We start from the raw sequence: 26,352 nt of genomic DNA, 5'->3' as shown, positions 1-26,352 counted from the left end.
CGCTTTATTTTGCAGCAGACTGGCTCACGGCGGCCAGAAGGCGATCTTTGAACTCACCCTTCACGGTAACATACACGCTCGACCAATGCCGGCTCTTGAATTCGCAGCTGCCTCGTGGGCAATATTCCTTGTCGTGATAGTCTCCATTAAGGACGCCGAACAGAGTCATTCGACCGTCCAACAGACGAAACAAAGCGCTACCTGATGCCCCTACTGTGAACTCGCAGCTCGTTTCGAATATCGACCAGTCCCTTACGTCGCGTATCTGGCACTCCTGAATCGTCTTGTTGAAGGGGCCGTACCTGTCCCTCTTTCCCGTGGCTTCGATGTCGTAACCGACAACCGCCAGGACACGCTCCAACTCGACCACAATTTCAGTCCGTTCATTGATCTCGTAAGGCGTCACTTCCGCGGCAGACTCGAGCTTTGCGACTGCCCAATCGCTGACAATCGCCTTGGGCGCACTCTCAACGCATGTGCCCATCCACAGGGTCGCTGACAGAGGAATGGTACGCCTCTCGGCTCCGAGATAGTACTCGAAGATACACTTGTCAGGTGACGTATGCGGCTTGCAAAGGTCCCGAAACGCGTGAGCCGCCGTGGTAATCACGTCCCGCGCACCAGTCACTTGAGCGCTGCTATCTCCACGAGGACATCGCAGGACTCCACTTGCCGCAAAGCGCTTTTCCACCTCACCTGGAGGGAGACCGTTGGCTTTTGCGTAAACCCCTTCAGTTAGTCGCCGCCCTGTATCGGTCGAAGCGGCCTTGACTGCCAGATGATCCTCAGCGACGCGATCGCGATTGAAAATGGGCGCTGCCCCGCGGCCGGGGCCAAAAGGCGGCATGTTCTGCGAACCAACCTCGTTGCTTCCAGAGACCAACAGAACGAAGAAGCTAGGCAGGACGATCGCGTAATTCCTCGTCACTCGAAGTATCCCCAGCAGCAAAAAGCACGAAGCAAGTCCGACCGAGACAAAGTTGTGAAATCACTTTCGAAAGAGGCAATGGCCAACGTCGACGTACGATCGATTCGACCATTGCTTTGACTTAAGCCTCGCGTTGGTCAGGATTTGCCATACGAGCCCTGATAACGGCCCTCGCGGATCGCCTTCAGCGTCTCCTCTTCGCGCGCGACCTGGGCGCGCACGGCGTCCAGCAGAGCCGCGGCACCGGCGGCGGCAAACGACACCACGCCGTCCTCGTCGCCAACGACGATGTCGCCGGGCGAGATCACGCTGCCGCCGATCGAAACAGGCACGTTGATCTCGCCGGGGCCGTTCTTGTAGGGACCGCGGTGGATCACGGCGCGGGCATAACATGGAAAGTCATCGGCCGCGAACGCCGCAACGTCGCGGATCGCGCCGTCGATGACATAGCCTTCGGCTTTGCGCCATTGCGCGATGTTCTTCATGATCTCACCGACCAGCGCGCGGGTCTCATCGCCGCCGCCATCGACCACGATGACGTCGCCGGGGCCCACCAGCTCGAGCGCGCGGTGGATGGCAAGATTGTCGCCGGGACGGGTGCGGACTGTGAAGGCCGTGCCCACCAGCTTGGCGCCGCGGTGAAAGGGCTTGAGCCCGACGGCGCCCGGCAGCCGGCCGAGATTGTCCGAAATGACCGAGGTCGGCGCACCGCGAAAACCCTCGATGATCTCGGCCGGCGGCTTCGGCACAGCGTTCGCAGCGATGGTGATGGTCATAATCTTAGTCCTTCCCGTGAGTTCTCTTAGTCTGCGTCCGCCCTTGCCTTCGCCGGCCAAATCCGGAAGGCGCGCCCCTCCTTCATTCACGCCGCGCGCTCATCGCGCAACAGCGTACGGCGAACTTTTCCGGAATCGTCGCGCGGCGGCGCGCCGACGATCTCGAGGTCGGCGTCGCTCCGCATTTCCACACCGCAAACGATGTCTCGAAGAACGCATTGCCGTTCGGCAACCCGATCGCGACAAAGTCGCCGGCCTTGACGCCCCTGGCCATGAACGCCCGCGCGCGCCGGTTGGCGCCGCGCTCGAGCGCATCCCATGTCAGCGTATCCTGCCCGTGACGGACGGCCATCGTGCCTTGAGGTTTGCGCGCCGCGTACCAGCGCGGCACGTCGGACAGGGGCAGCAGCATCAGGCGTTTCCACTTCGTTTTCTTGGCGTCGCCGATGAGGCGAGCGCAGGATGAAGTGACGCTGTGACTCCTGCGCCACGTCAAGCAAAAAATGTCAGCATCGCAGCCATGAAATTCCCCGGTTCCATGGGTGACAAGCAGGCCATAAAGGGGCAAAAATCAGCCCGACTCAGTTCGGGTTGAGTTTTGCAAGGAATGCTCTCGTAGAATGTCGGACGTAGTTGCATCGCGTCGTGCGGCGCTTGTCGTTGTCGCAGCAGGATTTTTCCTGCTGGCGCCGTCGCATGCCCAGGCACAATGGTGGAAGCGCGCGCCTGTTGACTTCGAGACCTGTGCCGACGCCGCCGAAAAAGCCACGACCAAGTCCGAGAAGACGGCTGCGCTTGCCGACTGCAACGCCAAATTCGCCGGCCGGCGCAAGGCAGGCGGCGGCTATTCCTATTACGATTTCCTCCAGGACCGCACCTTCGACATCGCCGGCCCCAATCCGACGCCGGAGGAGCAGAAGAAGATCGACGAATCCTACACCGCCTATCTCGCCAATCAGCGCCGCAGCAATGAAGCCGCGCAAGCCACCGCGCGCCAGCAGCGCGAGCAGCAGGAACAACAGCTGCAGCAGCTCCAGCGGATCGCATTGCGCACCGACGTGGAGCGCGTGCCCGTGCCGGTCGAGCGGCCGAAAGTCCAGCAGGCCACCATCGGCGACGCGCGGCCGCGGCCGAAGGGCGCACCCTGCACCAAGGGCTCGTTCTCCTGCGAATGGCCGCGGCTGTCGGATGGATTGAACGATATCAAGAAGCTGTTCAGCCCGACGCCGAGCAAGCCCGCGAAGAAGGGCTGAGCTGCGCCCACAAGCCCCGCCGTCGTCCTGGCGAAAGCCAGGACCCATTATCCCAAGAGGTAGTTCGGCGGCAGACTTGTAGTTCGGTACTCCGACCGCTCACTATTGATCGATTCCGCGGTATGGGTCCTGGCCTTCGCCAGGACGACGGCTGAGGATGCGGCCTCAGTTCGTGTGCTTCTTCTTACTGCGCTTCGGTTGAGCTACCGGCGCATTCACCGGTGCCGTTGTTGTCGGTGAATTACCCAACTGCGACCTGCTCTCCTGCAATCGCCTGTCATAACCGGGAGAGTTCATGACCGTCGGCGGCCGGGCCTCCGCGACCGAGGACGCGGCGCAGACCACGGCCAGCGCGAATCCGATCATCAGGCGACGCTTCATCGTTGCTCCTCCCGTCGTGCAGCCTGCACTCATGCGTTACCCGCGGATCTGCTGCGGCGACAGCCGCGGCGGACCCTGGCCCGCGCTCTCGGCCTCCTGGATCAGCGCAACAATGCGGCGCGACAGCGGCACGTCAACATTGTTCTGCTCGGCGAGCGCGATGATCGCGCCCTGGAGATAGTCGATCTCGGTCTTGCGGCCCTGCTTCAAATCCTGCCACATCGAGGAACGCGCCTCGGGATCGATCTTCATGGTCCTTCCCAGGATCGGGTTGAAAATCGGATCAGGCAGCCTCAGCAAGGTGGGCGTCCAGGATGACGGGATCGGCGTAGCCGAGACCGGTGTGATGCCGGCGGCCCTCATCGCAGCAAGCCCCTCCGCCGTCTGATCGGCGAACAGCCTTCGCCATTCGCGGTTCGCCAATTGCGCGGCGAGCGGCATATCCGACAAGGCGCTGAGCGCGTTGTTCAAATTGATGATCAGCTTGCCCCATTGCACGCCGGTGATGTCGCGGCTTGCGCGCATGGTGAGCCCCGGCACCGACAGCGCTGCGGCCGTATTCGTATCATCTTGGCCAACATGAATGTCGCCGGAGGTCGAGCGGTGGAAGCGGCCCTCGCCCATCCCGACCACGTTGAAAGGCACCATGCCGGCGAGCACGCGGCGGTCGCCGAGGCGCTCGCGCAGCATGGCGACATTGCCGACGCCGTTTTGCAGCGAGACGATGACGGCGTCTTGCGGCGCATGCTGCGCGATCTGGTCCGCGACACCGGCCGTGTCGGCGCTCTTCACCGTGACCAGCACGATGCCGGCGCTGTGCAAGATCGCGGGATCTTCCGACAGCGCGAGTCGGCCCGCGCCGAGCTTCTTCTGCGAGCCGTCGAAATCGGTCAGAAGCAAGCCGAACCGCTCGATCTCGGACTTCACCCGCGGCCGCACCAGGAGCGCGACGCGGCGGCCGCCGGCCGCCAGAGTGCCGCCGACGAAACATCCGATGGCGCCCGCGCCGGCCACCACGATCGGTCGATCCGTCATCACCTTTGCCTGCCCCCTTAACGATCTGCCCTCGATAGCAGAGGCTGTGACTGCTGCCCATTCCCGTAGTCGCGGCGCAATCGCCTTGTAACCGTCATGACAGCCTCATATGTTTTCGAGCGGGGCTTGTTACCGGCAGGAAAGCGCCAAAGGAGAACGCCATGGGTTTGCTCGACGTCCTCAACGGCATGCAGAACGGCCCGCGCGGGCCAAGCACGCCGAGTTCACAATCCTCATCCAGCGGCGGCATGTCGCCCATGACCATGGCGCTGCTTGGCCTGCTCGCCTGGAAGGCATTCAAGCATTTGAGCGGCAATCAGAGCGGCAGCGCGCCGCAGCCGTCCCCGGCCCCGACGCCGACGCATATCCCCCCTTCGGTGAATGCGGGCGCTGGCGGCGGCCTCGGTGACCTGTTGAAGGGTGGCCTTGGCGGCCTGCTCGCGGGCGGCGCGGCCGGCAGCGTGCTCAGCGGTGGGCTCGGCGATCTCCTCAACCAGCTCCAGCAGAGCGGTCATGGCGACGCTGCCAATACCTGGGTCGGCAAGGGCGAGAACAAGGCAATCGCTCCAGGCGATCTCGCCAATGCGCTCGGCGCCGACCAGATCGAGAGCCTGTCGGCCCAGAGCGGCCTGTCGCGTGACGAGTTGCTCTCCGGCCTCAGCCAATATCTGCCGCAGGTGGTCGATCATCTGACGCCGGACGGACGGCTGCCGACCGAGCAAGAGATCGCGGGCAGAGTCTGATTTTAGTTTAGTCAAAGCGAGGAAGCACGGACATGAGCATGGGTGGCTTGTTGTGGATCATCGTCGTCGGCTTCATCGCCGGCCTCATCGCGCGTTGGCTGGCGCCGGGACCGAACAATCCGAGCGGCTTCATCCTCACCACCATCCTCGGCATCGCCGGCGCATTTCTCGCGACCTTCATCGGCCAGGCCATCGGGCACTACAGTCCCGACCAGGGCGCGGGATTCATCATGGCCACCATTGGTGCCGTGGTGGTGCTGTTCATCTGGCACCGGCTGGTGGCGAGCGGCGTGATCAAGGGGTGACGCACTAAGCCGTCATCTACACCGGGCTTGTCCCGGGCATCCACGTTCTCCTATCCGCGGAGCAGCGCGTGGATGGCCGGGACAAGCCCGGCCATGACGTGGAGAGAGGGCGCCGCGCGACTCACGTCACCAAATGCATCCCCGCATCCATACGCACGACCTCGCCGGTCATGTTGCTGGAGGCCGGCATCGCCAGGAAGCAGACGAGCTGGGCGATGTCTTCCGCCGATGATGCAACCTTCAGCGGTACCTTCGCCACGACGCTGTCGCGCACCTGCTTTGCGCCCGCCTCGCCGCGGCCCTTGGTGAACCACGGCGTATCGATATAGCCGGGACACACCGTGTTGACGCGGATCAGCGGCGCCAGCGCGCGCGACAGCGACAGCGTCATGGTGTTGAGCGCGCCCTTGCTTGCAGCGTACGCAATCGACGATCCGACGCCGCTGATGCCGGCGACCGAGGAGATGTTGACCACGGCGGACGGCCGCCCAGAGGCCTTGGCGCCGGCCTCGAGCAGGCCGCGCGCCGCGCGCACCATCTGGAACGGGCCGATGGTATTGACGCCGTACAGGCGTTGGAAATCTTCCGCCGACAATCCATCGAGATCGGCATGGGCGACATGCTTGGTGGTGCCGGCATTGTTGACGAGCACGTCGAGTCGGCCCCAGCCGCTGGCTGCCGCGACGATCTTGCGGCAATCGTCATCCTTCGAGACGTCGCCCTGCGCGACCAGAACTTCCGGTGAGCCCGCCTTGCGGCAAAGCTCCGCGGTCGCCTCCGCTTCCCTCTGGCTCGAGGAATAGTTGATGACGAGCCGCGCTCCGCTCCGTGCGAGAATTTCCGCGGTCGCAGCACCCAGGCCGGAGGCGGACCCCGTCACGATTGCGCACAAACTGTCCTTTGCCATCCGGATTTCCTTCCCCTTGTTGAATATCGACGTTCTGTTTAGCGAGTTTGCCGCGCCCTGCAAATCGAGCAAACTCCGCTAAGCGGAATTAACGTGTCGCCCATGCCCGCGCCGCAGGTTGACCTGCGATCAGCGCTTGTCAGAGCCATGGCTTTTTCGGATCATCGGGCGCAAGAAGAACCTGCGCGTCCGCCCACGGGGCGGGAAGCGCCAATGGCAAAACACGGGGAACGCTGTGGCGGAGAGTGACAATATCGTCGTCGAGACCGCGGAGAAAATCTTCGCCGATCTCGCCGATCCGCAGACCGTCAACAACGACAAGAAGGATTCGTGGCAGGCACCACTGTGGCAGGCGCTGAGCGAGGCCGGCCTGCCGTTGGCCTGGGTGCCGGACGATCTCGGCGGCTCCGGCGCGAGCCTTGCCGACGGCTTTGCGCTGCTGAACGCAGCCGGCCGTTTCGCAGTCGCGGTTCCCCTGGCCGAGACCATGCTGTCGGGCTGGCTGCTGGCGCAGGCGAAGATCGCATCCCCCGAGGGCGAGATGACGGTGCTGCCGGCGTCGCCGAAGGATCGTATCACCCTCGATGCCGACGGTGCGCTCTCCGGCCGCGCCCGCGGCGTGCCCTTCGCAAAGGCGGCAAAGCACTTCGCGGTGCTGGCCCACGGCAAGGACGGCGCTTCGATTGCACTGGTCGATGCGAGCAAGGGTCGGATCGAGAACGGACACAATGTCGGCTACGACCACAGCGACACCGTCACGCTCGACAAGGTGCAGCCCATCACCATCAAGCCCGCCCCGAAGGGCTTTGACCAGACCACAATGATGCTGATGGGCGGCGTCGCGCGCAGCCTTCAGATCGCGGGGGCGCTGGAATCGATGCTCGACATCTCCGTGCGCTACTCCAACGAGCGCGTCGCCTTCGAGAAGAAGATCTCCAAATTCCAGGCGGTACAGCACAACCTCGCCCGCCTCGCCGGCGAGTCGGCCGCTGCGCTTGCGGCTGCCACTTCCGCGGCCGACGCCATCGCCAACGCAAAGTCGTTCGACGACGCGGTCTACCTCGAAGCCGCCTCGGCAAAAATCCGCTGCGCGGAAGCCGCGGAAAAGGGCGGCGCTATCGCGCATCAGGTCCATGGCGCGATCGGCTTCACCCTGGAGCACATCCTGCACCGCTACTCGCTGCGGGCATTGGCCTGGCGCGACGATTTCGGTTCGGAAAGCCACTGGGCCGTCGAGCTCGGCAAGCTCATTGCCAACCGCGGCGCCGACGAATTGTGGCCGCTCGTGGCTTCGCGCTGATCAGGGACGAGACAACAATGACCGCTGCCCTCCGTTTCGATCCGATCCGTCTGCCCGAGAAATGCGAGCAATTGCGCAAGGAGGTTCGCGCCTTCCTCGCTGAAGAGATCGCCGCCGGCACCTTCGATCCGCACAAGCCCAACCGCGAAGACACCGACGCGCCGGAATTTTCCCGCAGGGTCGGCGCCAAGGGCTGGCTCGGCATGACCTGGCCGAAGAAGTATGGCGGCCAGGAGCGCTCGTTCCTCGAACGCTACGTGGTGACCGAGGAGATGCGCGTCGCCAACGCGCCGACGCGGCGGTTCTTCGTCGCCGACCGCCAGAGCGGGCCGGTGCTGATCAAGTACGCGCCCGAGCACATCAAGATGGACATCCTGCCGCGCATTTGCCGCGGCGAGATCTGCTTTGCGATCGGCATGAGCGAGCCGAACTCCGGCTCGGACCTGTTCGCCGCGAAGACGCGCGCGACCAAGACCGACGGCGGCTATCTCATCAACGGCACCAAGATCTGGACCTCGTCGGCCCACATCGCCGACTACATGATCGCGATCTTCCGGACGTCGCAGCCGACCAAGGAGAACCGCCGTCACGGCCTGACGCAGTTCCTGGTCAAGATGAAGCAGCCGGGAATCCAGGTGAACCCGATCGGCCAGATCACCGGCCAGTACGAGTTCAACGAGGTCGTCTTCACCGACTTCTTCGTGCCCGACGATCATGTGCTCGGTGAAGTCGATGGCGCCTGGAAGCAGGCGACCAGCGAGCTCGCTTATGAGCGTTCGGGCCCCGAGCGTTTCCTGGAGACCTATTACGTGCTGACCGAGCTGGTTCGCGCGGTCGGCCCAAACCCGGACACGCGCAGCGCCGAAGGCATCGGCCGGCTGGTGGCGCAGCTCCACACCATGCGGCGCATGTCGGTCTCGGTCGCGGGCATGCTGCAGGCCGGCAAGGAGCCCGTCGTCGAAGCCTCCATCGTCAAGGACATCGGCACGGTGTGGGAGCAGCAGCTTCCGCACCGCGTCCGCGATCTCGCCGCCTTCGTCGAGGAGACCGCGACCAACCGCGAGACGCTGGAGCGGCAGCTCGACTTCGCCATCAAGACCGCGCCGAAACTCACCATCCAGGGCGGTACCACCGAGGTGCTGCGCGGCATCATCGCCCGCGGGCTTGGCTTGCGCTAATCATTCGAGGACATCATGAGCACTTACAAAGATATCGGCGTCGAGAAAGTTGGTCACGTCGGCACCATCGAAATCCGCCGCCCGCCGCTCAACTTCTTCGACATATCGCTGATCAACCAGATCGCGGACGCGCTCGATGAGTTTGATCGCGACATCGAGATTCGCGCCTCGGTGCTGTCGGCGCAGGGCAAGGCGTTTTGCGCCGGCGCCAATTTCCAGGATCCGGCACGACAGGCCCAAGAGGCGCGCGAAGCCGATAAGACGGCCAAGGGCGATCCGGCCGACAGCCTCGGGGCGATCAATCACCTCTACATCCAGGCCGTGCGCATCTTCCGCGCCAAGAAGCCGATCGTCGCGGCCGTGCAGGGCGCCGCCATCGGCGGCGGATTGGGCCTCGCGGTCTCGGCGGACTTCCGGGTCACCTGCCCCGAAGCGCGCTTCTCCGCGAACTTTACCAAGCTCGGCTTCCATCCCGGCTTCGGCCTGACCGTGACGCTGCCCGAGCTGATCGGCAAGAACAACGCCGAGCTGATGTTCTACACCAGCCGCCGCGTCACCGGCGAAGAGGCCTTCAAATGGGGCCTCGCCAACGAACTGGTGCCGCAGGACCAGGTCAAGGCAGCGGCACTGAAGCTCGCCGGCGAGATCGCCGAATGCTCCCCGCTCGGCCTCGTCTCCACCCGCGCCACGATGCGCGCTGGCCTCGCCGACCGCGTGATGGCCGCGACCAATCACGAGCTCGAGCAGCAGACCCGCTTGCGCGCGACGGAAGACTTCAAGGAAGGCGTGAAGGCCACGGAAGAACGGCGCGTGGCGAATTTTAGGGGGCGGTAGCCGCCGCCTTACGCGTCGCATCGGGGCGACGTGGCCAGACACTCCATGGTCGTCCTGGCGAAAGCCAGGACCCATTACCCCAGGGAGAAGTTGTGGCGCGAAGCTGGTAACCACGAGTCTTCGCCAAACCACTCCCTGTGGTTATGGGTCCTGGATCCGCGCTCGCTCCGCTCGCTTGTCCAGGACGACAGCGGTATTTGTGGTGCACTACTTCCGCCCCACCACCAGCGCGTCCACGATCGTCACGCCCTGCCCTTCCGCGTGCACCAGCACCGGGTTGAGCTCGATCTCCGCGATCTCCTCTGCATGTTGCGCGGCAAGCAGGGAGATGTCGGCGATCAACTGCGACAGTGCCGCAACATCCGCCATCGCCGCCCCGCGAAATCCGCTCAGCAGCGGCGCGGCTTTCAAGCGCGCCAGCATCGCGGCGGCTTCTTCTGCGCCGACCGGCGCCGGGCGGTAGACGACGTCGCGGAACAACTCGGTCGTGATGCCGCCGAGGCCCACCATCACCATCGGACCGAACGTCTTGTCCGTCATGGTGCCGATGATGATCTCGACACCCTGCTTCGCCATCGGGCAGACCAGCACGCCCTGAATGGCCGCCTCAGGCCCGTGCTTGCGCGCATTGTTGAGCAGCGCCTCGAACGCCAGAAACACCTCGCCCTTTGTGGTGATGTTGACGCGCACACCGCCGACCTCGCTCTTGTGCGCGATATCCGGCGACTGGATCTTCAGCACCAGCGGAAAGCCGACGCGGGCCACGGCTGCGTCGAGCTCGCCCTTGTCCTTCACCAGCACTTCGCCCGGCAGCGCGATGCCGGCGGCGCGAAGTAATGCTTTGCTGCCCGCCTCGGACAGAACCGGCGAGGTCAGATGGACGGAGAGATCGCGCGCCGGCGGCCGCGCTTGGTCCGTCGGCTTCGGCAGCTCGAAACGGGCGTAATCGACGAGTTGCCGCATCGCGACGCCGACATGGGTGAGGCCCGAGAGCACCACGACGCCGGATTTGGCAAGCTCGCGCCGCGAGAAATCGGACGGCACCGTGTAGGAATAGAACACCACCGGCTTGTGCTGCGCGGCCAGCACCGGCGTCAGCTCGGCTTCCTTGAAGGGCTTGCGGACCTCGCTCGACAGCGATAGCACGACCAGGACCGCGTCGATTTCGTCGGACGCGGTGAGCACATCGACGCTCTTCTGCAAGCCGCCCGAGGTCACGCCCTGCGCGGTGACGTCGATCGGGTTGCGCGCAGTCCCGTAGGACGGCATCAGCGCCCTGATCTCCGCCTGGACTTTTTCGGAGAGCTCCGGCACCTGCAAGCCTTGCATCGCCACGGCATCGGCGCCCCAGATGCCGGCACCGCCGGAGACGGTGACAACGGCGATGCGATCGCCCTTCGGCAACGGATTGCTCGCAAGCACGGCTGCGATCGTCAGTGCCTCGTCGAGATCGTTGGTGACGATGAAGCCATATTTGGCAAACACCGCGTCGTAGGCCGCCGACCATCCGGCCATGCTTGCGGTGTGCGAGGCGGCCGCGCGCATCCCGGCGCCGGAGCGGCCGACCTTCGTCACGATGACAGGCTTTTTCAGCTCGGCCGCACGCCGTGCTGCCGCGAGAAACTTGTCGACGTCGCGAATGCCTTCGATGAACAGTAGGATCACGTCCGTGGAAGCGTCCTGCACCATGTAGTCCAGGAACTCGCCGGCCCCGAGATCGGATTCATTGCCGGCACTGACGACATAGCTCACGGCAATGCCAAGCGCACTGGCGCGGTGATAATACGCAAAGCCGATGCCGCCGCTCTGCGCGACGATGCCGATCTGTCGTTCCGTGGCGACCAGCGGCACCACGCCCGGCTTGACGTCCACGGCGGGACTGAACGTCGCCGCCACGCGCTGCTTCTGGCTGAAAAAGCCCTCGGCGTTCGGCCCGGAAATCCGCATGCCGGTGCGCCTCGCCAGCGCCGCGATCGCGTCCTGCATCGCCGCGCTCTCCCCGCCCTCCTCGGCAAAGCCGGAGGAGATGATGACGGCGTTCTTCACGCGGACGGCGGCGCATTGTTCGAGCGCGGCAAGCACCGCGCGGGCGGGGATGAGGATGATTGCGAGATCGATCGGCGCGCTGATGTCGGTGATCGATTTGTAGCAAATGAGCCCGTCGATCTCGGCGTAGTTCGGGTTCACCGGATAGATTTTTCCGGGATACTCGTTCTTGCGCAACATCGACAGCAGCCGGCCCGGGATTTTCTCGTGATCGCGCGAGGCGCCGATCAGCGCGATGCCGGCGGGCGCGAAGAAGCTGTCGAGCGGATGCGGCATGGAGTGATCCCCTTCTTATTCTTCGTGCACTCGCCGTATACTTTCAGACCGTCATCCTGAGGTGCGAGCCGCGCGGTGCATAGCACCGTGCGGGGAGCCTCGAAGGATGAGCGGCCCCGCCGGTGGCCGTCGCCCTTCGAGGCTCGCCGAAGAGGCGAGCACCTCAGGGTGACGGATCACTACCAAGCACTCAACTGACGCGGAACGTCACGCCACCGAGCAAGAACTCGTTGCCCGCCACGGCATGTCCCTTCGCCCTCGCGGCATGCAGCACACCGGCAACATCCGCGACCCGAAACTCCAGCGCACTCATGATTTCGCTGGCGCCCTTCACGAAACGGAAGGTCGCGTTGGGCAGCTTCAGTTCAGCATCGCCGCTCGGCGCAACGCCGATGAGCTTGCCCCAATGCTCGGCCAGCCCTTGCGGATCCGGGCTCTGCATCTCCACGCTCGTCAAGGCCTGCGTCACGCCCTTGCGGATGAATTTTTGCCAGTCGGGGCCGGCCGGTGGATACGGCCCCAAAATGTCGTCGCTGCCTTCGGTATGGTTGAACTCGATGAAGGCGGCGCGGCAGTCGCGGGGATGGAGCTGCACGCCGTGATAGGGCGCGTGGTCGATGACGTTGGCGGTGCGCACGCCGAGCGCGTTGGCGTTACGACCGCGCTCGTCGGGATCGTTGCAGCAGAAGATCGCCATGTAACCGCCGCGCCCGCCGCTCTTCTCGATGAAGCGACCGGCGGTGGTGCCGTCCTTGAACGGCGCGACCACCTCCAGCAGGATCGTGTCGACCGGCAGCAGCGCGTTCTCCAGGCCGTACTTCGCGACATTGCCGTCGCGATAGCAGACAGCGAGGCCCATGATGTCTGCGATGTCCGCGATCACGGGCGCGAGCTGCGGCGCGACCAGGCAGATCTGCCGCAACCGCATGTAGGCTGCCATCGTCATGCGCCCTTAAAGGTCGGCTTGCGCTTCTCGACGAACGCCTTTGCAGCCTCCTTGTGATCCTCGGTATCGCTGCAGCGGGTGTGGTGGATCGCCTCGCCGTCGAAGCAATCCTCCAGCGCAAGATGCTCGGCATTGTTGATGTTGCGCTTGATGAAGCCGAGCGCGATCGACGGGCCCTGCGCCAACGACATCGCGAGCTCGTGCGCGGCCGTGTCGATCTCGGCGTCGGGGACGACCTTCGTCACCATGCCGATCGCATGCGCTTCCTTCGCGGAAAGCACCGGCGAGGTCAGATAGAGCTCGCGCGCCCGCGCGCTGCCGAGCAGCTGGGTGAGAAAATAGGTGCCGCCGTAATCGCCGGAGAAGCCGACTTTTGCGAAGGCGGTGGTGATCTTGCAGGATTCGGAGGCGACGCGGAGGTCACACGACAGCGCCATCGACAGACCCGCGCCGGCCGCCGCGCCGTCGAGCTGCGCCACCACGGGTTTTGGCATCTGGTGCAGGATGCGCGACACCTCCATGCCGCGGCGCAGGTTCGCCATCTTCACTTCGAACGGCAGCGGCGCCCGGCCCTCCGCCATCGACTTGACGTCGCCGCCGACGCAGAAGCTGCCGCCCGCGCCTTTGAACAGCACCGCGCGCACCTCCGGATCATCCGCCGCGCGCCGTGCCGCCACGACCAGCCCGGCGACCATGTCCGGATTGAGCGCGTTCTTCCGCTCAGGCCGGTTCATGGTGATGGTGAGCAGCCCGCCTTCGAGCTTCTGCAGGACCATGTCGTTCATGGGACGTCTCCCTTGTTGTTGTTGGTATCTCCGTCGTTCCGGGGCTCGCGAAGCGAGAACCCGGAACCTCGAGATCCCGGGTTCGCTTCGCGCCCCGGGATGACGCCGTGACTTACGTCACGCCGTCACTTCTTCACAAGCGGGCAGCGCGACTGCTCGAGCGACTGGAACGCCTCGCTGCCGGGCACGGTGGCGAGCAGCTTGTAGTCGTCCCAGCGGCCCTTGGATTCCGACGGCTTCTTGACCTCGAACAGGTACATGTCGTGCAACATGCGGCCGTCCTCGCGGATCTTGCCGTTCTTGGCGAAAAAGTCGTTGATCGGCGTCTCCTTCATCACTTTCATCACCGTCGCAGCGTCGGTCGTGCCGGCCGCCTTCACCGCTTTCAGATAGTGAGTCACGGAAGAATAGACACCGGCTTGCGCCGAGGTCGGCGGCCGCTTCATGCGTTCCTGAAAGCGCTTCGAGAACGCCCGGGCGTCGTCGTTGAGATCCCAGTAGAAGGCTTCCGCAAGCAACAGGCCCTGCGCGGTCTCGAGTCCGATGGAGTCGATGTCGGTCACGAAGGCGAGCAGCGGCGAGACCTTCTGGCCGCCCTTGGTGATGCCGAACTCGGCCGCCTGCTTGATGGCGTTGACGGTGTCGCCGCCGGCGTTCGCGAGCCCGATCACCTTTGCTTTCGAGGCCTGGGCCTGGAGCAGGAACGACGAGAAATCCGACGTGTTGAGCGGATGGCGCACGCTGCCGAGCACCTTGCCGCCGGTCTTGGTCACGACCGCGCTGGTGTCCTTCTCCAGATCCTGGCCGAAGGCGTAGTCGGCAGTGAGAAAGAACCAGGTGTCGAGGCCCGACTTCACGGCCGCAAGGCCGGTCACATTGGCCTGGCCGTAGGTGTCGAACACGTAGTGAATGGTATAGGGGCCGCAGGCCTCGTTGGTGAGGCGGATCGAGCCTGGGCCGTTGAACATGATGATCTTGTTGCGCGCTTTGGCGATCTCGCCGGCGGCGAGCGCGGTCGCGGAGGCCGCGACGTCGTAGATCATTTCGACGCCCTGATTGTCGAGCATGTCACGGGCGATGTTGGCGGAGAGATCGGCCTTGTTCTGGTGGTCGGCAGCCAGAACCTGGATCTTGCGGCCGAGCACCTCGCCGCCAAAGTCCTCCACGGCCATCTTGGCCGCGGTCTCGCTGCCGGGGCCGGTGATGTCGGCATACAGGCTCGACATGTCGAGAATGCCGCCGATCTTCAGTGGCGGCTTGTCCTGGGCCTGCACGGCGCTTGCACTCAGCGCCAACGCAGCAGCAAAAATGCCCGACAAAACATGCTTCATGGAAAAAGACCTCCCTTATCGCGCCGTACTCTGATGGCGGCTTGGTTATTGCTCTTGGCTATCGCTCTTTGTTATCGCTCTTGGCCAAAGCTGTTGCCGCAATCATGCCGCATGCACAAGAGCGCAGCAAGCGCGAGCTGCGACGCAGGTCGCGCTTGTATCGCGCGTTTTCCGCAAAACGGAATGGCTCGGTCCGGATAAACGTTTCTCCGTCATTGCGAGCGCAGCGAACCAATCCAGAGTCCCTCCGCAGAAAGATTCTGGATTGCTACCTGCGCTCGCAATGACGGCGTGTGAGGAAGCCTCTTCGCGATACGCCACGCTTGAGTTAAGACTGGCGCGCAACGCAACCTCACCGGGCAACGTGACGCAACGGCTTCACCTGATCGCAATCCTTCTCGTCGCGGGTCAGAGCGCATTCGCGAGCCCGTGCCAGTTCGAGTTCCAGGGCGAAGGCCGCGTCACCGCAATCGAGGCGCGCGGTTTGCGTCTCGACGACGGCCGCGAAATCCGCCTGACCGGCATCGAGCCGACCGCGACGACGAAGCAGGCGCTGACCTCGCTGCTCGTCGGGCACGACGTGATCCTGCGCAGCGCCGACGACACGCCCGACCGCTATGGCCGCCAAGGCGCGCTGGTCTTTGTCGACGAGAGCGACACCTCCGTGCAGGCGATGCTCCTCGCCCAGGGCGACGCCATCGTCTCCGCCGAGATCGCCGACAAGGACTGCGCGGCCGCCCTGATGGCGTCGGAGGCCGAGGCGAGGCGCCAAAAAAAGGGCAACTGGGCTGACTCGTCGGCCATAAAAAACGCGGAAAGTCCAGACGATATTTTGGCGGGGATCGGGCGTTTTGTGGTGGTCGAGGGCAAAGTCCTGTCGGTCCGGCAAGCTGGGGCAATGACCTACCTCAACTTCGGACGAAACTGGACACGCGGCTTCGCGGTGACTATTTCAAAGCGCACGGTACCCGCGTTCGAAAGCGCAGGGATCGCCCTTAAGTCTCTGGAAAATAAACGTATTCGTGTCCGGGGCTGGGCTGAGGGGAATACGGGGCCGCGTATCGATATACGCCTCGTGGGACAAATCGAGTTGCTGGGCGCAAACGAGCCGACAGGGGTACGGCCCTAACAAGGGCCAGGCACGGGTTAAGCGACGTGAATGGGGTGCTAGGACGGCACGGACGAGGTGAACGCCGCCGCCTGCGGGTAGCGCCGGCTGCGCTATGCCTCGTGCTGGGTTCAGCCCTCGCCGGCTGCGGCGATATGGGCCGGTTCCAGACTGCGGCGGCCCCGCCGACCGTCGCGATGCCGAAACCGAAGCCCGCGGTGGCGCAGACCCCCGCCACCGAGAAGGAGCACGAGCGCATCCTGGCGAGCTATGGCGGCACCTATGACGACCCCAGGCTCGAATCGCTGGTCACCAAGACCGTCGACCGGTTGGTCGCGGCGTCCGACCGCCCCGACCAGGGTTACAGGGTCACGATCCTCAATTCCGGCGCGGTGAACGCCTTCGCGCTGCCGAACGGCCAGCTCTATGTCACGCGCGGCCTGCTTGCGCTGGCGAGCGACACGTCGGAATTGTCCTCCGTACTCAGCCACGAGATGGCGCATGTGCTGTCCAAGCACGCCGCGATGCGCGAGGACCAGGCCCGCCAGGCAGCGATCGTCACCCGAGTCGTCACCGACATGAGCAACGATCCCGATCTCACCGCGCTCGCGCTCGCCAAGACCAAGCTGACCATGGCGAGCTTTTCGCGCAATCAGGAGTTCGAGGCCGACGGTGTCGGTGTCGGCATCTCCGCCAAGGCCCATTTCGACCCTTATGGTGCCGCACGCTTTCTCTCGGCGATGGAGCGCAATGCCGAACTGAAGGTCGGCAAGACCTCGCTCGATCCGCGCGCGCAGGATTTCACCTCCTCGCATCCGGCAACGCCCGAGCGCGTGCAGAACGCACAGACCATTGCGCGGCAATACGCAGCGCCAGAGGGCGGCGAGCGCGACCGCGAGACCTATCTCGCCGCGATCGACAACCTCGTCTACGGCGAAGACCCCAGCGAAGGTTTTGTCCGCGGCCGGCGCTTCCTGCATCCGAAGCTCGGTTTCACCTTCCAGGCGCCGGACAATTTTACGCTCGACAACACCGCGCAGGCCGTGATCGGCGTGCGCGACGGCGGCTCGCAGGCGATGCGTTTCGACGTCGTCCGGGTGCCGGCCGAACAGTCGCTCGGCGATTACCTGAATTCCGGCTGGATGGAGGGCGTCGAGAAGGCGTCCACCGAAGACATCACCATCAACGGTTTTCCGGCTGCGTCCGCCACCGCCAAGGGCGACCAGTGGCAGTTCAAGGTCTATGCGCTGCGCTTCGGCAGCGACGTCTACCGCTTCATCTTCGCGACACGGCAGAAGTCGACCGAGAGCGAGCGCAATGCCCGCGAGACCGTCGGCTCATTCCGCCGCCTGACGCTCGACGAGATCCAGGCCGCGCGCCCGCTGCGCATCAAGGTCATCACCGTGCAGCCCGGCGACACCGTGGAATCGCTCTCCCACCGCATGGCCGGCGTCGATCATCCGGCCGAGCGTTTTCGCGTCCTCAACGGGCTCGATCGCAACGCGCAGGTGAAGGTGCGCGATCGTGTGAAGGTCGTGGCGGATTGAGGCGCGCTAAGCGCGCGTCATCCCGGGGCGCGCTTAGCGCGAGCCCGGGATCTGGAGCCACAAATTCCGCCGTCGTCCCGGACAAGCGTAAGCGCAGATCCGGGACCCATAACCCCAGGATACTGCAATGGGCACGCTGGTAGCTCCAGCGTGCTTCACAATGAACGGGCGGGGTAATGGGTCCTGGCTTTCGCCAGGACGACAAGGCGGGTGTCCCCTAACCGCCCGCGTCCATATCGCCGGCCTCGCGCTGGCCGCTGAGCCAGAGCGCGAGCAAGGTCCAGAACGCGCCCGACAGCAGGTACGCACCCGAGGCGATGACGCCGAGGTTGGTCGCAAGCAACAGAGCGACCAGCGGTGCAAAGCCGGCGCCGAACAGCCAGGCCATGTCGGAGGTCAGCGCCGAAGCCGTGTAGCGATACGCCTGCTTGAAGTTCGAGGCGATCGCACCCGAGGACTGGCCGAACGACAGACCGAGCAGGATGAAGCCGATCACCATGTAGATGGTCTCGCCGAACGCGCCGGCATCGAGCAGCTGCGGGGCGAAGCCACTGTAGATCGCGATCGCGATCGCCGATCCCATCAGCAGCGACTTGCGGCCGACACGGTCGGCGATGACGCCGGAGAGCACGATCGCGCCGACGCCGAACACGGCGGCAACGATCTCGATGATCAGGAAGCGCACCGGGCTTTCGCGGGTGAACAGGAACACCCAGGACAGCGGAAACACCGTGACCATGTGGAACAGCGCGAAGCTTGCCAGCGGCGCGAACGCACCGAGCATGATGTTCTGGCCCTCGCGCGCCACCGTCTCGGAGATGCGCGAGGGCTGCAATTCGCGGGTCTCGAACAGCGAGGCATATTCTTCCGTCGTCACCATGCGCAGGCGCGCGAACAGCGCCACGACGTTGATGGCAAAGGCAACGAAGAACGGATAGCGCCAGCCCCAATCGAAGAAATCGTCGGCCGAGAGATTCCCGGCGAAATAGGCGAACAGCCCGCTCGCCACGATCAGGCCGAGCGGCGCGCCGAGCTGCGGCACCATCGCGTACCAGCCGCGCTTTGAAGGCGGCGCGTTCAGCGCCAGCAGCGAGGCCATCCCGTCCCAGGCGCCGCCCCAGGCCAGACCCTGTGCGATGCGCGCCAGCGCCAGCAGCCAGATCGCGGCAGCGCCGATCTCGTGATAGCCGGGCAGGAACGCGATCGCGACGGTGGCGGTGCCGAGCAGGAACAGCGCCGAGATCAGCTTGGCTGTCTTGCCGTATTCGCGGTCGACCGTCATGAAAATGACGGTGCCGATCGGCCGGGCCATGAAAGCCAGCGCGAAGATCATGAAAGAATAAAGGGTGCCGGTCAGCTCGCTCGTGAACGGGAACACCAGGCGCGGGAAGACGATCACCGAGGCGATCGCGAAGACGAAGAAGTCGAAGAATTCCGAGGTGCGGCCGATGATGACGCCGATAGCGATCTCGCCGGGACTGGCCTGGTCGTGGCCGTGCTCGCCCGAGTGGTCTGCCATTGCGGGGGTCTGTGCCATCGCCATTCGCGCGCCCTTAACGTCCTGAAAATCAAAGCCGACCGCCCCGGCAACGCGCCAGGCAGTCTAGCCTTGTCTGGCGCAGTATCCCGCACTGCAACATTGGACAAATTGTCCAATGTCCGGATTGCTGCGCCGCAGCTACCCCTTGGCCCCGCAAAAGAAACTCATTCTCATAAGGCTCGGCCCGTGTCCCGTTTCAAGATCCTGGCGCTGCTACCCCTGGCAGTTGCGCTCAGCGGCTGCAACTACGTCGTGCTAGCGCCGGCCGGCGATATCGCGGCGCAGCAGCGCGACCTCGTCATCATCTCCACCGTTCTGATGCTCCTGATTGTCGTGCCCGTGATGGCGCTGACTGTGCTGTTCGCCTGGCGCTACCGCCAGTCCAATACCGACGCCCGCTACGAGCCGGAATGGGACCACTCGACCAGCCTCGAACTGGTGATCTGGTCGGCGCCGCTTTTGATCATCGTTTGCCTGGGCGCGCTGACCTGGATGGGCACGCATCTGCTCGACCCCTATCGCACGCTCGGCCGCATCCATGCCGACCGCGCCGTGGACCAGTCCAAGGCCCCGCTCGAGGTCGACGTCGTCGCGCTCGACTGGAAGTGGCTCTTCATCTATCCGGACTACGGCATCGCCACCGTCAACGATCTGGCGGCTCCGGTCGATCGTCCCATCAACTTCCGCATCACGGCGTCCTCGGTGATGAACTCGTTCTATATCCCCGCGCTGGCCGGCCAGATCTACGCAATGCCTGGCATGGAGACCAAGCTCCACGCCGTCGTAAACCACGCCGGCACCTACCGGGGCTTTTCCGCGAACTACAGCGGCGCCGGCTTCTCCGGCATGCACTTCAACTTCCAGGGCCTCGACGACAAGGGCTTTGACGCCTGGATCGCCAGCGCCAAGTCCGGCGGCGGCTCGCTCGGCCGCGCCGAATATCTCCAGCTCGAAAAGCCCAGCCAGAACGAGCCGGTGCGGCGCTACGGCACTATCGATTCCGATCTCTACCGCCTGATCCTCAACATGTGCGTCGAGACCGGCAAGATGTGCCAGAGCGAGATGATGGCGATCGACGCCAAGGGCGGCCTCGGCCATGAGGGCCTGAACAACACGCTGCCGCTGGCCTACGACAAGTACGCCCGCCGCGGCACCGCGCTTGGGCCGGAGCCGACCTTCATCGCCGGCACCTGCACGCCCGATGCGCCGCAGGGCAGGACCACTGCCTCCATCACGGCACCTCTCGACACAGCGCCGCTGCTCGGCGCCGGCCTGAAGCGGCCGAGTTTCACGCCGCTGAAGTCCTCGTCCTTCTTCCTCGGACAACGTCCGAAGTCAGACTCGTAAAGAGATCCCGCATGTCTCCTGATCTTCTCAAGCTCATCTTCGGCCGGCTCACCTTCGAATCGCTGCCGCTGCACGAGCCGATCGTCGTCGGCACCTTTGCCGTGGTGGCGACCGGCGGCCTCGTCATGCTCGCCGGCCTGACCTATTTCCGCGTCTGGGGTTATCTCTGGAGCGAGTGGTTCACCAGCGTCGACCACAAGCGCATCGGCATCATGTACATGATCCTCGGCATCGTGATGCTGCTGCGCGGCTTCGCCGACGCGCTGATGATGCGGTTGCAGCAGGCGCTCGCCTTCGGCGGCTCGGAGGGCTATCTCAACTCGCATCACTACGACCAGGTCTTCACCGCCCACGGCGTGATCATGATCTTCTTCGTGGCGATGCCGCTGGTCACCGGCCTGATGAACTTCGTCGTGCCGCTCCAGATCGGTGCGCGCGACGTGTCGTTCCCGTTCCTGAACAATTTCAGCTTCTGGATGACGGTCGGCGGCGCGGTGCTGGTGATGGCCTCGCTGTTCATCGGCGAATTCGCCCGCACCGGCTGGCTGGCTTATCCGCCGCTGTCCAACATCGGCTACAGTCCTGACGTCGGCGTCGACTATTACATATGGGGACTACAGGTCGCGGGCGTCGGAACGACACTGTCCGGCATCAACCTGATCTGCACCATCGTCAAGCTGCGGTGCCCCGGCATGACGATGATGCGGATGCCGGTGTTCACCTGGACCGCCCTCTGCACCAACGTGCTGATCGTCGCTTCCTTCCCGGTTCTGACCGTCGTGCTCGCGCTGCTTTCGCTCGACCGCTACGTCGGGACCAACTTCTTCACGAACGATTTCGGCGGCAGCCCGATGATGTACGTGAACCTGATCTGGATCTGGGGTCATCCCGAGGTCTACATCCTGGTTCTCCCCGCCTTCGGCATCTTTTCGGAAGTGACCTCGACCTTCTCGGGCAAGCGGCTGTTCGGCTACACCTCGATGGTCTACGCCACGGTGGTCATCACCATCCTGTCCTACCTGGTCTGGCTGCACCATTTCTTCACGATGGGGTCGGGCGCCAGCGTCAACTCCTTCTTCGGCATCACCACGATGATCATCTCGATCCCGACGGGCGCGAAGATGTTCAACTGGCTGTTCACGATGTATCGCGGCCGCATCCGCTTCGAGCTGCCGATGATGTGGACGATCGCGTTCATGCTGACCTTCGTGCTCGGCGGCATGACCGGCGTGCTGCTCGCGGTGCCGCCGGCCGACTTCGTCCTGCACAACAGCCTGTTCCTGATCGCGCACTTCCACAACGTGATCATCGGCGGCGTCGTGTTCGGCGCGTTCGCCGGTATCGGCTACTGGTTCCCGAAGGCGTTCGGCTTCAAGCTCGACCCGTTCTGGGGCAAGCTGTCGTTCTGGTTCTGGGTCACGGGCTTCTACCTCGCCTTCATGCCGCTCTATGTGCTCGGCCTGATGGGCGTGACCCGCCGGCTCCGCGTGTTCGACGACCCGAGCCTGCAGATCTGGTTCATCGTCGCCGGCATCGGCGCCTTCCTGGTCTTCCTCGGCATCCTCTCGATGCTGATGCAGTTCGCCGTCAGCTTCCTCAGGCGCGAGCAGCTCAAGGACGTCACCGGCGATCCCTGGGATGCGCGCACGCTGGAATGGGCGACCTCCTCGCCGCCGCCGGCCTACAATTTCGCCTTCACCCCCGTCGTTCACGACAATGATGCGTGGTGGGACATGAAGAAGCGCGGCTATCAGCGCCCGCTCACCGGGTTCAAGCCGATCCACATGCCCAGCAGCACCGGCACCGGCATCATCCTCGCCGGCCTTGCCACCGCGATGGGCTTCGGTCTGATCTGGTACATCTGGTGGCTTGCGGCCGCTAGCTTCATCGCGATGCTCGCCGTCGGCATCGGTCACACCTTCAACTATCACCGCGATTTCGACATTCCGGCCGACGACGTCATCCGGGCCGAAGACGCGCGCACCAAACTGCTCGCCGGAGCCAAGTAAATGACTGTCGCTGTCAATCCCACGCAAACCGGCGAGCCGGTGTTCTACCTCGCAGACGAACACCCGCATCCGGAAGGCTACAGCACTTCGCTGGGCTTCTGGATCTATCTGATGAGCGACTGTCTTATCTTCGCGATCCTGTTCGCCACATTCGGCGTGCTCGGCGGCAATTACGCCGCCGGGCCGGCGCCGAAGGATTTGTTCGAGCTGCCGCTGGTTGCGGTCAACACCTCGATGCTGCTGCTGTCGTCGATCACGTATGGTTTTGCGATGCTGACGATGCAGCAGAACAAGATCGCGCAGACCCAGATGTGGCTGGCGATCACCGGCTTGTTCGGCGCCGCCTTCATCGGCATCGAGCTGTCCGAGTTCGCCCACATGATCCATGAAGGCGCGACGCCCCAGCGCAGCGCCTTCCTGTCCGCCTTCTTCACCCTGGTCGGTACCCACGGCCTGCACGTCTCCTGCGGCCTGATCTGGCTGGTGACCCTGATGGTGCAGGTCTGGAAGTTCGGCCTGATCGAGGCCAACCGCCGCCGCCTGATGTGCCTGTCGATGTTCTGGCACTTCCTGGACGTGGTCTGGATCGGCGTCTTCACCTTCGTCTATCTCCTGGGAGTTCTGCGATGAACACCGATACTCACGCCGCCCACGCGGACGATCATCACCATGGCGATGGCCACGCTCACGGCTCGTTCTCGACCTACATGCTCGGATTCGTGCTCTCGGTCGCGCTCACCGCGATCCCGTTCTGGCTGGTGATGAGCGGCGCGCTTCCGAGCAAGCAGATCACCGCGCTCGTCATCATGGCCTTCGCGGTGGTGCAGATCGTCGTGCACATGATCTACTTCCTGCACATGAACACAACGTCCGAAAACGGTTGGAGCATGATGGCGCTGATCTTCACCATCGTCATGGTGGTGATCGCGCTGTCCGGTTCGCTGTGGGTGATGAACCACCTCAACAGCAACATGATGCCGATCCACCAGATGACCGGGATGAAGTGAGCGAGTCTCTGAAGTGAGCAAGACCCGGACCGTGACGAGCGAGGCAAACGGGGCGCGCGGCGACGCGGCGCGCCCGTCCTTGTGGCTCACGGCCCTCTCGCTCGCGGCCATTGCACTTCTGATCGCACTCGGCGTCTGGCAGATCGAGCGCCGCGCCTGGAAGCTGGCGCTGATCGATCGCGTCGAGCAGCGCGTTCATGCTCCGGCCCAGCCGATCCCCTCGCCGGCGGCATGGCCGACCGTCTCCGCCGCGAGCGACGAATACAGGCACGTCAGCGTCAGCGGCCGTTTCCAGCATGACCGCGAGACGCTGGTTCAGGCCGTCACCGAAGAAGGCCCGGGTTATTGGGTGCTGACACCGCTCAGGCGGGACGACGACACGCTGGTCCTGGTCAACCGCGGCTTCGTGCCGTCCGAGCGGCGCGACGCGTCGACGCGCCGGGACGGCAACCCGCAAGGTCAGGTCGAGATCACCGGCCTGTTGCGCGTGACGGAGCCAAAAGGCGGATTCCTCAGGACTAACGTGCCGGAGCACGATCGCTGGTACTCGCGGGATGTTGCCGCGATTGCGGCGGCACGCGGCCTCGACCACGTCGCGCCCTTCTTCGTCGATGCCGACGCTGGATCTCAATCCGGAAGCGGCCCAATCGGCGGATTGACCGTGATCAGCTTTCCCAATAACCACCTGATCTACGCGCTGACGTGGTTTGCCCTGGCTTTCATGCTGGCCGGCAGACTTATCGTCACATTCGGCGGCGGGCTGTTCCGCCGCAAGGAGCCCTGGAGCGGCTTCGTCCACGAAGCGGCCGCCGGCTCCGATGCCGTCGCTCGCAGGACGGGATCAGATGCTGGAACGATCGTCGAGCCCACCTGACGGCGGAAGGACGCAGGGCGCCGTCACGCTGCAATCGCAGGCGGACGCGCGCAGCGAGCTGATCGGCGCTGCGCCGACCGACGACGAGACCAACCGCAAGAACATGGCGCTGCTGATCCAGCTGCGCTGGACTGCAGTGGTCGGCCAGATCGTGACTATCGGCGGCGTGCATGTCTGGCTCGGCATTCCCCTGCCCCTCACCCGCATGGGCGCGGTGATCGGCGCCCTGATATTTCTCAACGTCTCCAGCCTGGTCTGGGTGCGCCATCGCGCCGCGATCACCAACAACGAGTTGCTGGTCGCCCTGATGCTGGACGTCGCCGCGCTGACCGCGCAGCTTTACCTCAGCGGCGGCGCCACCAATCCCTTCACCTCGCTGTTCCTGCTCCAGGTGACGCTGGGCGCGGTGCTGCTCGATGGCCGCTCGACTTGGTCGCTGGTCGCGCTGACCTGCGCGAGCTTCGTCTGGCTGACCGTCGCCTACCGGCCGCTCGATCTGCCGCCGAACCCGCTCAGCGAGACCTACACGCTCACGGTTGCCGGCATGCTGCTGGGCTTCGTGCTCAACGCCGTGCTGCTGGTGGTGTTCGTCACCCGCATCAACAGGAATTTGCGCGAGCGGGACGCGCATCTGGCGGCGCTGCGCCAGCATGCCGCCGAGCAGGATCATATCGTGCGCATGGGCCTGCTCGCCTCCGGCGCGGCTCACGAGCTCGGCACGCCGCTCGCCTCGCTCTCGGTCATCCTCGGCGACTGGCGCCGCATGCCCGACCTCGCCGCCGATCAGGAGCTGGCCGAGGACCTCGCGGAGATGGAGACCTCGCTGCAGCGTTGCAAGTCGATCGTGACGGGCATCCTGGTGTCGGCGGGCGAAGCGCGCGGCGAAGGATCGTCGCCGACGACGGTGGCGGCTTTCGTCACCGCGCTGGTGGAAGAGTGGCGCGACGCGCGCTCGGCGCGCACGCTGTATTTCGTCAACACCTTCGGCGAAGACGTCGCGATCGTCTCGGACGTCGCGCTGAAGCAGGTAATCTTCAACGTGCTCGACAACGCCTACGAGGTCTCGCGCGACTGGGTCGAGCTCGTTGCCGGGCGCGAGGGCGATCATCTCGTGCTGTCGATCAGCGATCGCGGCCCCGGCTTTGCGCCGGAGATGCTGGCACAAATCGGAAAGCCCTATCAGTCGAGCAAGGGCCGCGCCGGCGGCGGGCTCGGCCTGTTCCTGGTGGTGAACGTGGTGCGCAAGTTAGGGGGCAGCGTGACCGCCGAGAACCACAGGAAACGCGGCGCCACGGTCCGCCTCACGCTGCCGCTCGCCACGCTCGCGATCGGAGGCAGCTTTGACGCCTGACCGTTCGCTCATCGTCGTCGAGGACGATGCCGGCTTCGCCCGCACCCTGAAGCGTTCGTTCGAGCGCCGCGACTACGAGGTCGTGCTCGCCGCCTCGATCGAGGACGTGCGGAAAGTCCTGGAGGAGCGATCGTTCGGCTATGCCGTCGTCGACCTCAAGCTCGGCGGCGCCTCGGGACTGGCCTGCGTCGAGCTCTTGCACACGCACGATCCGGAGATGTTGATCGTGGTGCTGACGGGCTTTGCCAGCATCTCCACCGCCGTCGAGGCCATCAAGCTCGGCGCATGCCATTATCTGGCCAAGCCGTCGAACACCGACGACATAGAGGCCGCCTTCAACAAGGCCGCAGGCAATGCCGAGGTCGCGCTCGACGCCCGGCCGACATCGATCAAGACGCTGGAATGGGAACGCATCCACCAGACCCTGATCGAGACCGACTTCAACATCTCGGAAGCGGCAAGGCGGCTCGGAATGCACCGGCGGACGCTGGCGCGCAAGCTCGAGAAGCGGCCGGTGAAGTAGGCGGGCACTTGTGGGCAGCGCG

At 64.5% G+C, this 26,352-nt stretch carries 25 protein-coding genes and 1 pseudogene; 15 read left to right on the top strand and 11 right to left on the bottom strand.

Translation table 11 applies throughout. The features are described 5' to 3' along the window. Positions 1–4: 4 nt before the first annotated feature. The 3 genes and pseudogenes from AC0L2F_RS25870 to AC0L2F_RS25860 all read right to left on the bottom strand — a co-directional run. A complete protein-coding gene (locus tag AC0L2F_RS25870) occupies positions 5–928 on the bottom strand; it encodes a hypothetical protein (RefSeq protein WP_473250312.1) in 924 nt (307 codons plus the stop codon). A gap of 137 nt (positions 929–1,065) precedes the next feature. Then, a complete protein-coding gene (locus AC0L2F_RS25865) occupies positions 1,066–1,704 on the bottom strand; it encodes an RraA family protein (RefSeq protein ID WP_063992503.1) in 639 nt (212 codons plus the stop codon). A gap of 157 nt (positions 1,705–1,861) precedes the next feature. After that, positions 1,862–2,116, bottom strand: a pseudogene (locus AC0L2F_RS25860) (AMP-binding protein); the annotation flags it as partial. A 208-nt stretch (positions 2,117–2,324) separates the two neighbouring features. Between AC0L2F_RS25860 and AC0L2F_RS25855 the strand changes: the two are divergent. After that, on the top strand, positions 2,325–2,957 hold the full coding sequence (locus tag AC0L2F_RS25855; protein ID WP_007604633.1) for a hypothetical protein: 633 nt from the start codon (positions 2,325–2,327) through the stop codon (positions 2,955–2,957). Between the two features lie 165 nt (positions 2,958–3,122). Here AC0L2F_RS25855 and AC0L2F_RS25850 read toward each other — a convergent pair whose 3' ends face one another. Both AC0L2F_RS25850 and AC0L2F_RS25845 read right to left on the bottom strand, forming a co-directional pair. Beyond that, complete coding sequence (locus AC0L2F_RS25850; protein ID WP_007604631.1) at positions 3,123–3,338, bottom strand: hypothetical protein; 216 nt, start codon at positions 3,336–3,338, stop codon at positions 3,123–3,125. Positions 3,339–3,374: 36 nt separating this feature from the next. Next, a complete protein-coding gene (locus tag AC0L2F_RS25845) occupies positions 3,375–4,376 on the bottom strand; it encodes a 2-dehydropantoate 2-reductase (RefSeq protein ID WP_473250311.1) in 1,002 nt (333 codons plus the stop codon). 158 nt (positions 4,377–4,534) lie between these two features. Here AC0L2F_RS25845 and AC0L2F_RS25840 point away from each other — a divergent pair, with 158 nt between their 5' ends. Together AC0L2F_RS25840 and AC0L2F_RS25835 are read left to right on the top strand one after the other, a co-directional pair. After that, positions 4,535–5,116, top strand: coding sequence for a YidB family protein (locus AC0L2F_RS25840; protein WP_473250310.1), 582 nt, complete (start codon positions 4,535–4,537; stop codon positions 5,114–5,116). Positions 5,117–5,148: 32 nt separating this feature from the next. Continuing rightward, positions 5,149–5,421, top strand: a complete 273-nt coding sequence (locus AC0L2F_RS25835) for a GlsB/YeaQ/YmgE family stress response membrane protein (RefSeq protein WP_080586664.1) — start codon at positions 5,149–5,151, stop codon at positions 5,419–5,421. A 121-nt stretch (positions 5,422–5,542) separates the two neighbouring features. Here the strand turns inward: AC0L2F_RS25835 and AC0L2F_RS25830 are convergent, their stop codons facing one another. After that, on the bottom strand, positions 5,543–6,328 hold the full coding sequence (locus tag AC0L2F_RS25830; protein WP_007604627.1) for an SDR family NAD(P)-dependent oxidoreductase: 786 nt from the start codon (positions 6,326–6,328) through the stop codon (positions 5,543–5,545). A gap of 235 nt (positions 6,329–6,563) precedes the next feature. On the opposite strand from AC0L2F_RS25830, the gene AC0L2F_RS25825 reads away from it, so the two are divergent. From AC0L2F_RS25825 to AC0L2F_RS25815, 3 genes are read left to right on the top strand one after another with little or no spacing between them, the layout of a single operon-like run. Continuing rightward, positions 6,564–7,628, top strand: a complete 1,065-nt coding sequence (locus tag AC0L2F_RS25825; protein WP_473250308.1) for an acyl-CoA dehydrogenase family protein — start codon at positions 6,564–6,566, stop codon at positions 7,626–7,628. Between the two features lie 17 nt (positions 7,629–7,645). Then, complete coding sequence (locus tag AC0L2F_RS25820; protein WP_008133127.1) at positions 7,646–8,806, top strand: acyl-CoA dehydrogenase family protein; 1,161 nt, start codon at positions 7,646–7,648, stop codon at positions 8,804–8,806. A 15-nt stretch (positions 8,807–8,821) separates the two neighbouring features. Next, positions 8,822–9,640 (top strand): enoyl-CoA hydratase/isomerase family protein, encoded by an 819-nt coding sequence (locus AC0L2F_RS25815; protein WP_007604623.1) that lies wholly within the window; start codon positions 8,822–8,824, stop codon positions 9,638–9,640. 207 nt (positions 9,641–9,847) lie between these two features. On the opposite strand, the gene AC0L2F_RS25810 is transcribed toward AC0L2F_RS25815, so the two are convergent. From AC0L2F_RS25810 to AC0L2F_RS25795, 4 genes are all read right to left on the bottom strand, one after another. Further along, a complete protein-coding gene (locus AC0L2F_RS25810) occupies positions 9,848–11,962 on the bottom strand; it encodes an acetate--CoA ligase family protein (RefSeq protein WP_473250307.1) in 2,115 nt (704 codons plus the stop codon). A 190-nt stretch (positions 11,963–12,152) separates the two neighbouring features. Beyond that, complete coding sequence (locus tag AC0L2F_RS25805; RefSeq protein ID WP_473250339.1) at positions 12,153–12,902, bottom strand: VOC family protein; 750 nt, start codon at positions 12,900–12,902, stop codon at positions 12,153–12,155. A 2-nt stretch (positions 12,903–12,904) separates the two neighbouring features. Then, positions 12,905–13,693, bottom strand: coding sequence for an enoyl-CoA hydratase (locus AC0L2F_RS25800; protein WP_063992495.1), 789 nt, complete (start codon positions 13,691–13,693; stop codon positions 12,905–12,907). A gap of 125 nt (positions 13,694–13,818) precedes the next feature. Beyond that, complete coding sequence (locus tag AC0L2F_RS25795; RefSeq protein ID WP_473250306.1) at positions 13,819–15,024, bottom strand: ABC transporter substrate-binding protein; 1,206 nt, start codon at positions 15,022–15,024, stop codon at positions 13,819–13,821. A gap of 283 nt (positions 15,025–15,307) precedes the next feature. Between AC0L2F_RS25795 and AC0L2F_RS25790 the strand changes: the two genes are divergently transcribed. Together AC0L2F_RS25790 and AC0L2F_RS25785 are read left to right on the top strand one after the other, a co-directional pair. Next, positions 15,308–16,153 (top strand): thermonuclease family protein, encoded by an 846-nt coding sequence (locus tag AC0L2F_RS25790; protein ID WP_473250338.1) that lies wholly within the window; start codon positions 15,308–15,310, stop codon positions 16,151–16,153. Between the two features lie 134 nt (positions 16,154–16,287). Then, positions 16,288–17,679 (top strand): M48 family metalloprotease, encoded by a 1,392-nt coding sequence (locus tag AC0L2F_RS25785; protein WP_473250337.1) that lies wholly within the window; start codon positions 16,288–16,290, stop codon positions 17,677–17,679. A 217-nt stretch (positions 17,680–17,896) separates the two neighbouring features. Here AC0L2F_RS25785 and AC0L2F_RS25780 read toward each other — a convergent pair whose 3' ends face one another. Next, on the bottom strand, positions 17,897–19,222 hold the full coding sequence (locus AC0L2F_RS25780) for an MFS transporter (RefSeq protein WP_007604615.1): 1,326 nt from the start codon (positions 19,220–19,222) through the stop codon (positions 17,897–17,899). A gap of 183 nt (positions 19,223–19,405) precedes the next feature. Here AC0L2F_RS25780 and cyoA point away from each other — a divergent pair, with 183 nt between their 5' ends. Genes cyoA through AC0L2F_RS25745 form a run of 7 tightly spaced genes read left to right on the top strand, consistent with a single transcriptional unit; the run spans position 19,406 to position 26,330 of the window. Next, positions 19,406–20,566 (top strand): ubiquinol oxidase subunit II, encoded by a 1,161-nt coding sequence (gene cyoA, locus AC0L2F_RS25775; protein WP_473250305.1) that lies wholly within the window; start codon positions 19,406–19,408, stop codon positions 20,564–20,566. A gap of 11 nt (positions 20,567–20,577) precedes the next feature. Then, positions 20,578–22,575, top strand: coding sequence for a cytochrome o ubiquinol oxidase subunit I (gene cyoB, locus AC0L2F_RS25770; protein ID WP_007604613.1), 1,998 nt, complete (start codon positions 20,578–20,580; stop codon positions 22,573–22,575). Beyond that, complete coding sequence (gene cyoC, locus AC0L2F_RS25765) at positions 22,576–23,205, top strand: cytochrome o ubiquinol oxidase subunit III (RefSeq protein WP_007604612.1); 630 nt, start codon at positions 22,576–22,578, stop codon at positions 23,203–23,205. Next, positions 23,202–23,582 (top strand): cytochrome o ubiquinol oxidase subunit IV, encoded by a 381-nt coding sequence (cyoD, locus tag AC0L2F_RS25760; RefSeq protein WP_007604611.1) that lies wholly within the window; start codon positions 23,202–23,204, stop codon positions 23,580–23,582. The genes cyoC and cyoD overlap by 4 nt, the downstream gene beginning before the upstream one ends. 13 nt (positions 23,583–23,595) lie before the next feature. After that, a complete protein-coding gene (locus tag AC0L2F_RS25755) occupies positions 23,596–24,456 on the top strand; it encodes an SURF1 family protein (RefSeq protein WP_473250304.1) in 861 nt (286 codons plus the stop codon). After that, a complete protein-coding gene (locus AC0L2F_RS25750) occupies positions 24,428–25,807 on the top strand; it encodes an ATP-binding protein (protein WP_473250303.1) in 1,380 nt (459 codons plus the stop codon). Before AC0L2F_RS25755 ends, AC0L2F_RS25750 begins: the two co-directional genes overlap by 29 nt. Then, the gene (locus AC0L2F_RS25745) at positions 25,797–26,330 is read left to right on the top strand and encodes a response regulator transcription factor (RefSeq protein WP_007599266.1); all 534 of its coding nucleotides are present in this window, start codon (positions 25,797–25,799) and stop codon (positions 26,328–26,330) included. The genes AC0L2F_RS25750 and AC0L2F_RS25745 overlap by 11 nt, the downstream gene beginning before the upstream one ends. Positions 26,331–26,352 lie beyond the last annotated feature (22 nt).

The organism is Bradyrhizobium sp. Ken64 (assembly GCF_055807555.1).
Note: the sequence above shows the minus strand (reverse complement) of the source record. Positions and strands in the feature narration are given on the sequence as shown.